Origin of the sequence: Herpetosiphon sp. NSE202 (assembly GCF_042688385.1) — a bacterium.
Lineage (GTDB): Bacteria > Chloroflexota > Chloroflexia > Chloroflexales > Herpetosiphonaceae > Herpetosiphon.
Genome location: NZ_JBHUPY010000021.1, coordinates 20,958 through 35,757, shown reverse-complemented (window position 1 = coordinate 35,757; position 14,800 = coordinate 20,958). Strand labels below are relative to the sequence as shown.

12 protein-coding genes are annotated in these 14,800 nt (G+C 49.4%); 5 read left to right on the top strand and 7 right to left on the bottom strand.

Annotated features, from left to right (window positions below; all coding sequences use genetic code 11):
• Window positions 1–131 precede the first annotated feature (131 nt).
• Together ACFMKP_RS21570 and ACFMKP_RS21565 are read left to right on the top strand one after the other, a co-directional pair.
• Entirely contained in the window at window positions 132–1,169 is a 1,038-nt protein-coding gene (locus ACFMKP_RS21570) for a carbohydrate ABC transporter permease (protein ID WP_382294972.1), read from the top strand.
• Window positions 1,162–2,295, top strand: a complete 1,134-nt coding sequence (locus ACFMKP_RS21565) for a sugar ABC transporter permease (RefSeq protein ID WP_382294970.1) — start codon at window positions 1,162–1,164, stop codon at window positions 2,293–2,295. Before ACFMKP_RS21570 ends, ACFMKP_RS21565 begins: the two co-directional genes overlap by 8 nt.
• 82 nt (window positions 2,296–2,377) lie before the next feature.
• On the opposite strand, the gene sucD is transcribed toward ACFMKP_RS21565, so the two are convergent.
• Complete coding sequence (gene sucD, locus ACFMKP_RS21560) at window positions 2,378–3,259, bottom strand: succinate--CoA ligase subunit alpha (RefSeq protein ID WP_382294968.1); 882 nt, start codon at window positions 3,257–3,259, stop codon at window positions 2,378–2,380.
• A gap of 102 nt (window positions 3,260–3,361) precedes the next feature.
• Window positions 3,362–4,342, bottom strand: a complete 981-nt coding sequence (gene gmd, locus ACFMKP_RS21555) for a GDP-mannose 4,6-dehydratase (protein ID WP_382294966.1) — start codon at window positions 4,340–4,342, stop codon at window positions 3,362–3,364.
• 140 nt (window positions 4,343–4,482) lie between these two features.
• On the opposite strand from gmd, the gene ACFMKP_RS21550 reads away from it, so the two are divergent.
• Complete coding sequence (locus ACFMKP_RS21550) at window positions 4,483–4,914, top strand: helix-turn-helix transcriptional regulator (RefSeq protein ID WP_204753885.1); 432 nt, start codon at window positions 4,483–4,485, stop codon at window positions 4,912–4,914.
• A gap of 1 nt (window position 4,915) precedes the next feature.
• Here the strand turns inward: ACFMKP_RS21550 and sucC are convergent, their stop codons facing one another.
• On the bottom strand, window positions 4,916–6,052 hold the full coding sequence (gene sucC, locus ACFMKP_RS21545; RefSeq protein ID WP_382294963.1) for an ADP-forming succinate--CoA ligase subunit beta: 1,137 nt from the start codon (window positions 6,050–6,052) through the stop codon (window positions 4,916–4,918).
• Window positions 6,053–6,583: 531 nt separating this feature from the next.
• Window positions 6,584–7,582 carry a LacI family DNA-binding transcriptional regulator gene (locus tag ACFMKP_RS21540; protein WP_382294962.1) on the bottom strand — a complete coding sequence of 333 codons (999 nt, stop codon included), beginning with the start codon at window positions 7,580–7,582 and terminating at the stop codon, window positions 6,584–6,586.
• A gap of 302 nt (window positions 7,583–7,884) precedes the next feature.
• Between ACFMKP_RS21540 and pfkB the strand changes: the two genes are divergently transcribed.
• On the top strand, window positions 7,885–8,877 hold the full coding sequence (gene pfkB, locus ACFMKP_RS21535; protein WP_382294960.1) for a 1-phosphofructokinase: 993 nt from the start codon (window positions 7,885–7,887) through the stop codon (window positions 8,875–8,877).
• Between the two features lie 92 nt (window positions 8,878–8,969).
• On the opposite strand, the gene ACFMKP_RS21530 is transcribed toward pfkB, so the two are convergent.
• From ACFMKP_RS21530 to ACFMKP_RS21520, 3 genes are all read right to left on the bottom strand, one after another.
• Window positions 8,970–9,422 (bottom strand): hypothetical protein, encoded by a 453-nt coding sequence (locus ACFMKP_RS21530; RefSeq protein WP_382294958.1) that lies wholly within the window; start codon window positions 9,420–9,422, stop codon window positions 8,970–8,972.
• A gap of 186 nt (window positions 9,423–9,608) precedes the next feature.
• Window positions 9,609–11,495, bottom strand: coding sequence for an endo-1,4-beta-xylanase (locus ACFMKP_RS21525; protein WP_382294956.1), 1,887 nt, complete (start codon window positions 11,493–11,495; stop codon window positions 9,609–9,611).
• Between the two features lie 152 nt (window positions 11,496–11,647).
• On the bottom strand, window positions 11,648–12,355 hold the full coding sequence (locus tag ACFMKP_RS21520; protein WP_382294954.1) for a metallophosphoesterase: 708 nt from the start codon (window positions 12,353–12,355) through the stop codon (window positions 11,648–11,650).
• Between the two features lie 131 nt (window positions 12,356–12,486).
• On the opposite strand from ACFMKP_RS21520, the gene ACFMKP_RS21515 reads away from it, so the two are divergent.
• Window positions 12,487–14,583, top strand: coding sequence for a glycosyltransferase family 87 protein (locus ACFMKP_RS21515; protein WP_382295109.1), 2,097 nt, complete (start codon window positions 12,487–12,489; stop codon window positions 14,581–14,583).
• The last annotated feature ends 217 nt before the right edge of the window (window positions 14,584–14,800 follow it).

Below are 14,800 nucleotides of genomic sequence, written 5' to 3'. Positions count from 1 at the left end.
GGGCCACGCCAAGGCTATGGTGGACTTACCAAAGATAGTGCTGTAAACGATGCCGTAGTCTTGCACCCTGTTCCTCGCTCACGCGATACCAATCAATCCGACCCCGCCCCTGTCAGCAAAGGAGCACCGCCATGGCATCGGCAGAAAGTAGCGTCGAGCGTGCTAGTGATAGCGCCATCCCACGCCAATCGTGGTGGGCACGCACCAGAAGTTCACGCACAGCGTATACCTATCTTTTTCCCGCTCTGATCGTGATGGCGATCATCACGTTCTATCCGATCGTCTATCAATTCTGGATGTCGCTGACCGATTTCGGCCCTTCCAGCATTAACCCAAACGTTGCGAACTATAAAGCCCCCAATTATGTTGGCTTCGAAAACTATCGCTTGATTTTGCAAGATAAGTTGGCAACCGTTGATGCCGACTTGAATAGTTTTCGCTTCTGGCGCACCTTGGGGTTCAACATCTGGTGGACATTCTCGAATGTGATTTTTCACGTTTCACTGGGGATCGTCATCGCGGTTATGTTGAACGTCGAGGGTTTGTGGTTTAAAAAGATCTATCGCGCAATTTATATTTTGCCGATGGTGCTGCCTCAGCTGGTTATTGCTACGATTTGGCGCAATATGTTCGATGCCAAAGAAGGCGCTGTCAATCTGTTTCTCAAGATTTTTCTTGGGCCAGCCTTTCCTGAGGCTGGGATCGATTGGCTGCAACGGGTTGATCCGGTTGCCTTTGGCTTGCCACTCTCATATTTTGCCATGCTGATTGCCAATATTTGGCTGGGCTGGCCGTTTATGACGATTGTGGCCACCGGCGCGCTGCAAAGTATTCCCAAAGAATTGTATGAAGCAGCTTCGATCGACGGCGCAACTGGCTGGAATAAATTCTGGACGATTACGCTGCCCTTGCTGCGCCCCGCGATGGTGCCAGCAACCATTTTGGGGATTATCCAAACCTTCAATCTCTTCCACGTGATTTACTTCATCAGTGGTGGTGGCCCGCTCGGCCAAACCGAAATCTTGGTAACCCAAGCCTATAAACTGATCAATGGTAACTCGCTGTTTGGGATTGGCGCAGCATTTAGCGTCTTTATCTTTATTATTCTTGGCTGTATCTCGGCAATTACTGCCCGGATTTCACGAGTAGCGGAGTCGTATGATGGCTAATTCATCTATTACACAATCGACCAGCCGCAAAGGCCTGTTTGCTCGTGGGCGCGGTGCTGGCCGTCAATTGGAATGGTGGCAACAACTGTTACTCCAAGTATTTTGCTTGGTGGTCGCAGTTTCGGTGTTATTCCCAATTATGTGGATCGTCACGCTTTCGTTCAAGGAAGCAGGTAGCCAACGGTCAAGCACGCTTGAACTCATTCCGAAGTCAATTTCGTTTAGCTCATATCAAGCGGTGATTGATCAGCCGCTTTCAAAAACTGCTGGCGATATTTCGTTCTGGAAGTTGATGGGCAATAGCTTTTTCTTGGCAGCTGGCGTTTCATTCTTCTCAGTGATGATCGGGGTTGCCGCAGCCTATGCATTCTCGCGCTTGAACTTTGTAGGTCGTAAGTTTCTGTTCTTGAGCATTGGTTTTATTTTGCTGATGCCTGGGATTGCTACGCTTGCGCCATTGTTCGCGATGTTGGCCAAAATTCGCACGAGCCTTGAAGTGCTACGTATTATCTATTTTGTGCTGGCAGGCTTAATTGTCACAAGTTTGATCTTGATGACGATTTCGCGGATTCGCTCCGACGATTTTAGGGCTGGCTCAATCGCTGTAGTCTTTGGGGGCTTGGCGGTGGCTGGCTTATTATTATGGGGTGGCCTCGGGATTGATATTCCCAAAAATGCCAAACCTTTTGACCTTGGCCGCTCGCTGTATGGCGTAGGCTTGGCGATGATCTCAGGCGCGTTGCCGTTTGCGATCTGGAATCTCAAAGGCTATTTGGATACGATTCCCAAGGAATTGGAAGAAGCGGCGATTATTGACGGCGCTTCGCCAAACCAAATCTTCTTCCGGATCATCCTGCCGCTGGCAACCCCAGCGCTGGCTGTAACTGCCTTCCTTGGCTTTATGGCTGGCTGGACTGAATTTGCCTTGACGGCGCGTTTTATCAACAAGGCCGAAAATTACACTTTGGCAATTGCCTTGCAAACCATGACCGGCCAATACACCACGGTTTCGTGGTCGAACTTCGCGGCGATGTCGATTATGATTTCGCTGCCAGTCTCGATTGTCTACTTAGCGCTGCAAAAATATATCGTTGGTGGCTTAACCTTGGGCGGGGTAAAAGGTTAATTCCTTCAGCGGGGCTTTTGGTATCGCAAACAAAAAAACCACTCCAATTGCTGGAGTGGTTTTTTTATGCCAACAAATTGGCTTATTTGCCGAGGCTTTCGGCGACCAATTTAGCAATATCGGTGGGCAATTTGGCAACTTTCGCACCAACTGCTTCCAAGGCGGCGATTTTTTCTTGAGCCGTGCCTTCGCCACCAGCGCCGATAATTGCGCCAGCGTGGCCCATGCGTTTGCCTGGAGGGGCCGATTGACCAGCGATAAATGATACGACTGGCTTAGTGACATTTTCCTTGATGAAGGCGGCTGCATCTTGCTCAGCGTTCCCACCAATTTCACCAATCAAAACGATGGCTTCGGTGGCTGGGTCAGCTTGGAACATCGCCAAAACATCGATGAAGTTGGTGCCGATAATGGGGTCGCCGCCAATCCCAACTATTGAGGTTTGGCCCAAACCAATGCGGGTCAAAGCATCGACTGCTTCATAGGTCAAGGTACCTGATTTTGAAACCACGCCAACGGGGCCGGGCTTGGCGATTGAGCCGGGGATAATCCCCAATTTGGCTTCGCCAGGAGTGAGCAAACCGGGGCAGTTTGGCCCGATCAAACGTGAGCCTTTGAGCTTAACAAACTCGTAGGTTGACACCATATCGAGGGCTGGCACGCCTTCGGTAATACAGACGATCAAGGGAATGCCAGCATCGGCGGCTTCGCGCACAGCGTCGGGAGCAAAGGCGGCTGGCACGTAAATGACGGTTGCGTTTGCGCCAGTTTCCTTAACAGCTTGCTTGACGGTGTTGAACACAGGCACGCGGCCATCGACGGCTTTTTGGCCGCCACGACCAGGCGTAACCCCACCGACCAAATTTGTGCCATATTCCAGCATTTGGCGCGAATGAAACTCACCTTCGCGGCCTGTAATCCCCTGCACAATCAGGCGGGTATTTTTATCAGCCAAAATACTCAATGGAAATGTCCTCCTTGACAAATGCAAGGATGAGGCATGAATGATGAAGGATGAAATGTTGGTAATCAAGCAGTTTCATCCTTCAACCCTCATCCTTCATCCTTATGAAATACGGTATTCATGTTTCAATAATTCGAGGTCGGCTTCGACCATCATGGTCACCAGTTGCTCGAAGGGAGTTTCTGGTTGCCAGCCCAAGACGCGCTTGGCCTTGGCTGGGTCGCCAATCAACAAATCGACTTCGGCAGGCCGCATAAAGCGTTCGTCCAATTTCACATAGTCGGCGTAATTCAAGCCAACATGGCCAAAGGCAATTTCGCAGAAGCGGCGCACCGAGTGGGTTTCGCCAGTTGAAACTACAAAATCATCAGGCTGATCTTGTTGCAACATCAGATACATGGCTTTGACGTAATCGCCAGCAAAGCCCCAATCGCGCTGGGCTTCGAGGTTGCCCAAGCGTAATTCAGTCGCTAAACCAAGCTTAATCCGTGCCACTGCATCGGTAATTTTGCGGGTCACAAACTCGCGGCCACGGCGTGGGCTTTCGTGATTGAACAAAATGCCTGAGCAAGCAAACATGTTGTAGCTTTCACGATAGTTGACGGTGATCCAGTGGCCATAAACCTTGGCCACGCCATAGGGTGAGCGTGGGTAGAAGGGTGTGTTTTCGGTTTGCGGCACTTCAACCACTTTGCCAAACATCTCCGACGAACTAGCTTGATAAAAGCGAATCGACGGATCGACCGTGCGCACTGCATCGAGAATGCGGGTTACGCCCAAGGCGGTGGCTTCGCCAGTAAAGACTGGTTGCGCCCACGAAGTTTGGACAAAGCTTTGCGCTGCTAAGTTATAAACCTCGGAAGGTCGATAGGTTTGCAGCAAATTAATTAACGAAACTTCATCGAGCAAATCGCCCGTGACCAGTTCGATATCATCTTGAATATGTTTGATGCGCTCGAAATTAACTGTGCTCGAACGGCGCACCATGCCAACGATACGATAGCCTTGGGCGAGCAAATGTTCAGCTAAATACGAACCATCTTGGCCGGTAATGCCGGTCACCAATGCGACTTTCTTGGTCATGCTATCCTCATTCGATCTAGGCTAGGTTAATCTCGGCCTAGCATACATCGATATGGTTGCGGCGACTGCTAAGTTGCTTAGCAATCACTATGGCGAATGTGCAGTATGATCAAGCTCAATCTGCGTAGGAGTAGTGCTCAATGCCAGAATCTTTTGGCCAGCGTTTAGGCCGTTTACGGGCGTTGCATGGCTGGACTCAACAAGCCCTCGCTGATCGCTTGGCGCTTTCGCGGGTGGCGATCTCCCACTTTGAAATGGGTTTGGCCACGCCGTCGGAACGCACAGTTATTTTGCTCGCAGGGTTGTTTCGGCTCGAACCGCATGAGTTGGTTGCCGATACGTTTTATCCTGAGGGCAAAAGCCTACGCTTGCCGAGTGTTGCGCCACGCTACAGCGAAGTTGAGCACCAGCTCGCTTTGTGTGCCCGTGATTTGGCATGGTGCGAACGCTTGCCAAGCGCCAGAGCCGAAACCCTGCTGCATTGGCAAACCAGCTTAGAACAGCTCCAGCGCAATTGTGTTGATCTGCACGAGCGCCAGCTGATTCAGGCGATGTTAGCCCAACTCTGCTAACTTATTGTTTGGCAATATCGACAGCTTTTTGGGCAGCATCGGCCAAGGTTGAAGCAGGCGTTAAGCTGGCATCAGCCAAGATCCGTTGGCCTTCTTCTTCGTTGGTGCCAACCAAACGCACGACCATTGGGACTTGGCGCTTGATGATTTTTTGGGCTTCGACGATGCCTTTGGCCACTTCATCGCAGCGGGTAATCCCACCGAAGATATTGACCATGACGACTTTAACATTGGGATCGTCGAGAATAATATCGAGCGCTGCTGCCACTTTTTGGGCATTCGCGCCGCCACCAATGTCTAGGAAGTTGGCTGGTTCGCCACCGAAGAGGTTTACCACGTCCATGGTTGCCATTGCCAAGCCAGCGCCATTGACCATACAGCCAATGTTGCCGTCGAGCTTGATAAAGGTCAGGCCATTTTCGCGAGCCTTGATTTCCGATTCTGGTTCGCCAGCAATGTCGCGCATACCTGCAACTTCAGTGTGGCGGAACAAACCGCTGTCATCAAGCACAATCTTCGAGTCGAGGGCTTGCAATTGGCCATTTGGCAACACCACCAAGGGGTTGATTTCGGCCAATTCAGCATCGTTTTCGACAAATGCGCGATACAAGCCAGTGGCAATCGCGGTGAATTGACGTGCTTGCTTAGCATCGGTTAAGCCAATGCTATAGGCCAATTCTTGGGCTTGGTAGGGTTGCAGGCCCAATAATGGGTCGGCTGCTAATTTGATAATTGCATCAGGATTGGTTTTGGCGACTTCTTCAATTTCAACACCACCCTCTGATGAGGCAATCAGCACAACCCGTTTGGTCGCCCGATCCAAAATCACCCCAAGGTAAATTTCTTTTTCGAAGGTGATTGCTTCGGCAACCAATACTTTTTCAACCGTCAGGCCTTTGATGTCCATGCCCAAGATTGCTTTGCCAGCGTCGAAGGCTTCTGCTGGCGTGTTGGCCAACTTGATCCCGCCAGCTTTGCCCCGACCGCCAACATGCACTTGCGCCTTGACCGCCACAGGGCCGCCAATTTGCTCGGCAACTTTTTGAACTTCTTCCGCCGTCGCAGCAACACCGCCGCCTGTAACTGGAATGCCATAACGAGCCACGATGTCACGGGCTTGATATTCGTGGAGCTTCATTGCACCTCCGCACGAGTAAATGCATTAATCAAGATGGCTAAACAAAGCTATTTAGCCCCTCGGCATGGTAGCAGGCTCACCAAGAGAAGTCAAAGCAAGTCAGAAGTCAGAAAGCAAAAGTCAAAAAAGAACAGAGAGCATAGGATTAGGGGTCGGGGGTCGGGGACTAGACGAGGGCAAACGCAACCTTCGTGCTCTTCGTGGATCAGCTTTTAACGCAGCGGCGCAGAGAAGCGATGGCTATGGGCTATGGGCTTTTGGCTATGAGAAATTAATAATCTGAGCCAATCTGTGGCTAACGAAAAGGATGAAGGATGAATTATGAGGGATGAAGATCAAGAACATAGAGCATAGAACATAGAGCATAGGAGTAGGGATCAGAGATGGCTATTGGCTTTGAGATATTAATAATCTGAGCTAATCTGTGCCAATCTGTGGCCAAAAGCCCATCTTCGCGTTCTTCGCGGTTCCAAGCCTTCGTGTCCTTCGTGGATCAGAACCGATCCGCAGCCCCCAATAACCAAAACCCATCTATGCTCTTTGTTCAATACTCGATTCGCGCACGATCAACTCGCCTTGCAAAATAATTTTGCGTGTCGGCCGCTGGGGATCAGCAACCCGTTGCAGCAGCAGTTCAGTCGCCGAGCGCCCAATTTCATCGGTTGGTTGCGCTAAAACGGTGATCGCTGGCTGAACCAAGCTGGCCCAAGCAGTATCATCGAAGCCAACCAAGCCAATTTGGGCTGGAATGTGCAAACCCTGTTCGCGGATGGCTTGCAACGCGCCAGCGGTCAGCAAACTATTACTGGTGAAGATTACTTGTGGTGGCTCGGGCAGGGCCAACAACTCCAACGTTATGTGGTAGCCTGCCTCGCTCTGTGGGCGCACAAAACGCACATATTCAGGCTGGATACTTAATCCTGCATCGTGTAACGCAGCTTCGAACCCGCGCTGGCGTTCGCGTCCAGTTGTGCTCGCCTCACCCAAGATTGCCCCAATCCGTCGATAACCTTGGCGCAACACATGCTGAGCCAGCATTGCACCTGCGCTCACGTTATCCAACAACACCGCATCAACATCGCCGCTGCGCAGCGAACGATCAATCAACACCGTTGGAAAGTTCAAATGCAATTCATGCCAGCGCTTGAGGGTTTGCAAGGTGGGCGAGAAAATCACGCCCGCCACTTGTTCAGCGCCCATCAATTGCAAATACAGAAGCTCTTTTTCGGGATCCTCATCGGTGTTGCAGAGCAGCAGATTGTAGCCATTGGCATAGGCTGTATCTTCAACCGCCCGACTAACCGCCGTAAAAAAGGGATTGCGAATATCGGAAACGATCAAGCCCAAGGTTTTCGATTGCTGCGAGCGCAAGTTGCGCGCAATCAAATTAGGCCGATATTCCAGCTGGGCCACTGCCGCCAGCACGCGTTCGCGCACAGCTGGGCGCACATGAGGATGCTTGGCAAGCACCCGCGAAACTGTCGCCGTCGAAACATTCGCTGCTTTGGCAACATCTTTGATGCTGGACATGGCTCACTCCCCCTTGGCAGTAGTCGATTGCAGGGCTGAAAACGCTTGCAGCATTATAGCAGATTCCAGCAGCATTTCCCGAGCTATAATGTAATCGATTACATAAATAATGAGGGTGGCAATCTAGACTCTGATTCAAAATATACGCTACGTTCGATTTGTTTTGACAAAATCTTTGTAATCGATTACATTCATTTTTAAGCCTGAAAGCAGGCTTTAGGCCAACAATCAACAATAGCTAATTTATAAGCACTGGCGCAAGCTGCAGAGGCATGGCGCTGTGCTGCTGAGGTACAGCAATAATGAGCATTGTGACATTAACCCTCAATCCAGCCATCGACCAAACGATTTTTATCAACGATTTTCAGCTTGAAACCGTCAATCGCGCCTATGATCTGAAAAACCATGCTGGGGGAAAAGGCGTAAACGTCGCCTCACTTTTGGCCGCCACCGGCCATAAGGTTGTAGCAACTGGCTTTCTAGGCGACCAAAACGCCGAAATCTTCGATCGCTTGTTTGCCGAAAAACAGATTGACGATCAATTTATTCGGATTCCAGGTCAGCCACGGGTTGGGATCAAAATTAGCGATCAACAAACCCAGCGCACAACTGAAATCAATTTGCCTGGCCTCACGCCAACCAACGCTCAATTGGCAGCAATCCACACGACGATCACCCGCTTGGCTGCTGAAAATAATCAATGGTTTATTTTGGCTGGCAACGTGCCGCCAGGCATTCCCAGCACCATTTACGGCCAATTGATCGAGATCATTCAGGCAGCAGGCAAGCAGGTGGTGTTGGATACTAGTGGTGAAGCCTTGCGCTATGGGCTTGCGGCTGCCCCAACCATCGCCAAACCCAACCTTGCAGAGCTTGAGCAATTCGTGGGCTACCCGCTTACCAGCGAACAAGCAGCCGAAAAAGCAGGCCGCGAGCTGCTCAATCATGGCATCAAAATAGTCGTGATTTCGATGGGCGAGCATGGAGCGTTATTTATTGATGCTGAACAAAGTTTGGTGGCGATTCCGCCAAGCGTTGCCGTGCAAAGCACTGTCGGCGCAGGCGATGCGATGGTTGCAGGCCTTGTTGCAGCCCAAACCCAAGGGCTGGATCTGGCAGCGAGTGCACGTTTAGCGACCGCTTTTGCCGCTGCCAAAATCACCCAACTTGGCAGCAACTTACCTGCCAATGAGATTGTTGCGCAAATTCAGGCCGAGGTAGTGGTGCGCCCATGCAACGCCCAACACGATGTTTTGCAATGGAATTCAAGCCAACTCAAAGGCGTTCCGCTTTAAAACTTAGCAAGCAAAGCCCCTCGTCCACGACAGAACTGAGGGGCTTTGCTCCATTATTGACCTCGGCATAACGTGCTTAAGTTCGGAGAGACCTACTGCCGCGGTTGAAACACGGTAATTTGATAATCCATGAGGCTCTCGTCCTCCGGTTCGTGAAACTCGACGGTGATCAGGCGGTCAGGAAACTCAGAGCGTAGTTTCGCGTGCCACATCTCTTGTAAACGTTGCCCCAAATAGCGAATCTGGGCTACGGATTCAGTGTCAAAGAGGTCTGTAATATGCGTATGGTTCATCACCCGCTCCACTGCCGTTTTATCGCCATGACATTCGTCAAGCCAGCTGTGATAGACCTGTTCGTCCACCATACCGAAGAAAATACACTCATCGAACAGCACGAAGCTCGGCCAGAAGAGGCGCGTATACCCAATCGCATGCTCCATACTTCCGACGCAGATGATCCACTGGTCTACATCAATGCCTTGCCCCTCATTCCAGAGGGCAAGTTCTGGGATTAACGTCGCCATGTGCGTGCTGTCTGCTTCCATCTGTGTCCTCTATTTCACGGTCTAAAGCTTCGCAATACGCGCTTGAACCCACCCTTATTGATGCAAGGCCCACGCCCGCAGCCGCAGCTCTTCTGCCCAGTCGCGTGGTTTGTCGTTGGTTTCCATGCGTTCCATGGTACCATATTATAGCTTTATGCCGAGGTCAATAAGTCGCGCTCGCGTTAGTTACGGCACGATGCTACATGGAACTCCATTCAAAATAAAGCTAGCTGGAACTGCATTTGCGCCACTAGAGCTGGCTTGGAAACCAAATGAGGTTGAGCCTTGCGGCGCAATCACACTATTCCAGCTAAGATTACCTGCAACCACAGCATTACCAGTTTGGGTTAAGCTGCTATTCCAGCCGTTGATAATTTGTTGATTACCAGCAAAATTCCAATTGAGCGCCCAGCCATTGATTGGCGTGTTGCTGGCATTCGTCACGATCACATTGCCGATAAAACCAGTATTCCATTGGCTAGCAATTGTGTAGTTGACACTGCAAGCATTGCTAGTGGGTGTTGGGCTGGGCGTTGGCGTTGGGCTGGGCGTTGGAGTATTTGTTGGCGTGCTATTTACAATCATAACATTGACTGGATTTTGAGCCAGCGCCCCGCCCCACGTCCAGCCGCCCCCAGCAATTGGCACTTCGCCCGTTGCGCTCGCATTTAATTGCACAGTACCCAAGGCAGTTGCTTTGAAGGTGATATTTTTGCATTGAGTTGGGTGCTGGTTATATTTACAGGGCATGCTCAACGGTGGATCGAGCTGCACCAAGCCAGCAGGACTGCTGGTCACCGTCGTATATTGCAAGCCAATATTTACATACTGAATGGTTAGCGTAAACACTTGCCCAAGCGTCACTTGGCTTGGCGCACTCAAAATCAACTTTGGTTGCGGCACGGCTTGAGTTGGCGTTGCACTCGCTGTTGGGGTGTTGGTTGGCACAGCCGTATTGGTTGGCTGAGCCGTGGGCGTGTTACTTGGATTTTGCGTAGCAATTGGGGTTGGCGTAGTGCTGCGCCCTTGCAATAAGCGGTTGTAAATCGCCGTGTAGGCTGGCTTAGGATTGTACTGTTCGTCGTAAATCAAGGCAGCGCCATAACCAGGAAAGGTACTCGGAACCCATGAATATTTATCGCTAAAGCCCCAAAATTGAAAAGCTTGGCAAGCTGGCTGGCGCAAACAACGATCAAGCACATTTTGATAGACTGTTGCTTGTTGAGCCAAACTGGCGCTGGTTGCAGGCAATTGCAAGCGCACATCGGCCTCAGTGACATAAATTTTCAAGCCCAAATCAGCAAAACGCTGCATATTTTGGGCAAAGCTGTTGTAATTAATTCCTGAGCCAAGCAAGTGCATCTGAAAACCAATCCCATCGATTGGAATCCCACGGGCCAAAAAGTCTTTGGCCATGGCATACACAGCGTTGGATTTGGCGTTAATTTCTTCGATGTTGTAATCGTTGTAAATCAGCACCACATCGGAATCAACTTGGCGCGCCCGTTTGAAAGCCAACTCTACATAGCTTTGGCCGATGGTGTTATACCAAAATGAGCGCCGATAAACGCCGCTATCATCAAAAACCTCGTTGGCAACATCCCAAATTGCAATGTCATTTTTGTAGCGCCCAACCACCGTGTCGATATGATCATACAAAATGGTGGTTAGCTCGCTGGCTGTCCAGGTTTGGTTGGCGACCCAACCTGGGTTTTGCTGATGCCAAAGCAAGGTATGGCCATGGATTTGCTGGCCATAGCTTTTGGCAATTTGAATATGCCGATCAACAGGCGCAAAATTGTAGCTTGTGCGTTGCGGATGCACCGCATCCCATTTGAGTTGGTTACCGGGGGTGTAAATATTAAACTGGCCGCCCAAAATTGCCTCGTATTGGGCAGCATCGCTAAAGTTCCAAAAATCGCTATCAGCAGCGCTGCCAATTAAGAATGAGCCAGCAGCTGCGCGCAGCGTTTGAGCATTTGCTTGACCGCTGCTTGATCGCGACCAAGCGAATTGCCCAAGCATCAATCCGAGCATCACTGCCATCCACCAGTACCGTCGTCGGCTGTTCATCGATCCTCCTTGATCAAGGTGCGATGCGCCTTATGCTTCGGTGCTTGGCTACAATGTTTAAGCAGCATCACGGTTAAGCTTCATTTGAGACCGCTCCCAAAGTAAAGATACGTTAAGGAATATCAGCTTGTCAAGAGGCATTTTTAGAAAAATTAAGGATTAGGATTAAGCAAGATAGGAGTAAAGCCGAGGGCATCACAGGCAGTTAATTGATAAAACACGCTCTCGACGTGGCCAGTTGTGGCGTTGGCCCATTGCTCTGCTTGGTGGAGGTGACCATAAACACAGGCATGAGCGTTGGCAGCCGCAATGCGTTTGGCAAATTCGGTCGGCTGACCATCGCGGAAAGGGGGAAAATGCAGCAGCACATAAATCGGGCGCACATCCTCGGCCAAAACTTGTGCTCCGGCCAAGGCCCGTTCTAAACGGCCAAGCTCACGCTCATAAATTCGCTGATCGGTCGTTTTATCAAAATCACGGTCGCCGGGCACGGCCCAACCGCGCGTGCCACAAACCACAATCTCATCAACGATCACCGCATCGCAATCGACAATCTGCAACGAGGCTGGCAAGATGGCACGCACCTTATTTTTGCTGCTCCACCAATAATCGTGATTGCCCTTGCAGAGTACCTTTTTGCCTGGCAGTGAATCGATCCAAGCGAGGTCGGCGCGCACATCGTTGAGGTGCATCGCCCATGAAATATCGCCAGCGATCAAGACCAAATCATCGGTAGCAACACATTCGTGCCAAGCCTTGGCAATGGTTGCGGCATGATTGCGCCAATGAGCGCCAAAAACATCCATTGGTTTATCTTGCCCGCCAGCAAGGTGCAAGTCGGCAATAGCCCAGATTCGCATAATATCAGCCCTAGCAGATTGTCCTAAGCAGCTATTGTAGCATAGCTCGCTTGATCGAAGCATTCTACTCAACGTGGTATCATAGCTCAAATAGTATTGATTTAGCGGAGCATGGTGTCGTGTTGAGTACAGTGCTGAAAAAACAGCAACGCTATCTATTAATTGCAATCTGGAGCAGCTTAATTGGCTTAATGATCATTGGCTGGAATCAAGCGAGCCACGTTGTAATTGATGTTGGAGCGAGCAAGCAGCAAGATGGCTTCAGCGGCTTCAATGATCCTGAAAAGAATGAGCAATTTAATTATCGTTGGACGAAGAGCGATGCAACAATTGCCATACCTTTTCAGCATGGCTCAACGCTTTTAACCTTTAATGGCACGGTTAATCCGCAAGCGCAACAAGTTGAATTGCTGGTTGCCGATAATCAAAAGCTCCAAATCAATAATTCTAGCAGTGAAGCATTAGCAATTCGCAATTATCATATCCTCATCCCACAGCATACAAATCCTTGGGGCCACGTTATCATCGGAATTAAGAGCTTAATTCCTGAAGAACGAACAGATAATCGTGAACTGGGCTTATTGATCGATCAATTAACGATTAGGAATAACAAAAGTGCTTGGTCGTTACCACCATTGGGTTTGCTTGGTGTTGTCTTACTATTACCGTTATTATGGCTCTATGTATTAACCAAACTATTTCCAGGCAAATTTCAGCTCATGCTTGGGCTAAGTATTATCAGCATTATTAGTATTATTAGCCTATGGATTTGGCAAGCAGGATTAATCGAGCCACATTTAGTTAGCCTCGCAATTGGCAGCTTTGTTCTTTGTGTATTTACTGCATGGATGCAAAAACTATATGATACAGATTGGGAACCAGTTAAGAAAATAGTCTTTTTATTAATTGCTGGCATATTGCTCCTATCTGGCTACTCGATGTGGTTTTATGGAGTTGAAAATTGGCTTGATTGGTGGAATTTAGCAGTTGTTGGTTCGCTATTTGGCTTAATTATGCCATTTATTCCGCAACGCTATAGCAAAATTATTGCATTTTTCGTGATTGTTGGCATTGTTGGTTATGGCATTCGTAAGTATATTTATGTTTTTGAACGTGATTATGCTGATGATTTTAAAGCCTTATATCGTGGCCCAAGCTATTATTTTCAAGGCACTGGGCTTTACGATTTTGCAGCAATTGCTGCCAACCAATTTGGCAATAGTTACAAATATCCACCATTTTTTGTCTTTTTTATGGCTCCGTTTACCTTATTGAAATTTACGCCTGCAATTCAATCGTGGCGCGTGTTTAACCTTGTAATTATGCTGATTGCGAGCGGCGTGTTGTTACGTGGTTATCATCAGCAATGGCGTTCGTGGGCAGCGATCGGGCTTGGGCTGATGATCTTGGTCTTTCAACCGATCAACGATAGCTTGCGCTATGGCCAAGTTGATATGCTAATGCTTTTGCCCTTGGCGATTGCGACTGTTGCGTTGCTCAAGGAGCGTTGGCAATGGTTTGGGGCAATGCTGGCGATTCCGACCATGCTGAAACTGTATCCTGCATTTCTCTTAGCCCAAGCAGTTATTGCCAAGCGTTGGCGTGCGCTCATAGCTTTTGGGCTGACATGCAGCGCCATCCTGACGCTGAGTGTGCTTGTTTTAGGTTGGGATGTGCATGCCCAATTTGTTCAGCATGTGCTGCCAACCACCAGCGGCGGCACGGTCTGGGTCGAAAACCAAACCTGGAACGGCTGGCTCAATCGGCTCATCAACCAAACAATTGGCTTAACTCCCGATAGCTCGCAAGCGGTTAAACTGCTGACCTACCTAATTGCGGCGGTCTTTAGCGGCTTGGCTTGGTGGTTTAGCCGCAAAATGACCTTGGCCAATGGCTTTGGCTTATGGATTATCACGATGCTGATGGTCTTGCCATCAACGTGGATTCACTATCATGTGCTATTGCTGATACCGCTATTTCAACTTTTGGTGCGGGTACAACAAACCAAAAAACTACCAGCTTGGCCAATTTTTGGCTTCTATGGCTTGGCTTGGGTTTGCTTGAGCACTGGCAATCAATGGACATTCTATGATCGCAGTTATCATGGCATTTTTTGGGCACTGCTGCTTTCGTATAAATTATATGGCTTAGTGTTGCTGTGGTTTGCAGTAGCATTTGATTCGACTGCTCGTTTAGCAATACCAATTCAAGATTCAAGTAACGTGTAGCCAGCTGCAACAGGTCAGCATGGCCTTGATTAATAAATGGGACATGCTGATCGTGAAACGTTGCTCAATTCGCACTTGCATATTGTTAATCTTTTGCTATAATCGCACTGATGAGTAAATTAGAGATTGCAAGGGAGGTATAAGTCAAGAGTTGAGAGTATTGTTGAAGGTCTATTTAAGGTTTGATTTTGAGACAATCAGACTTTACGATGAGATA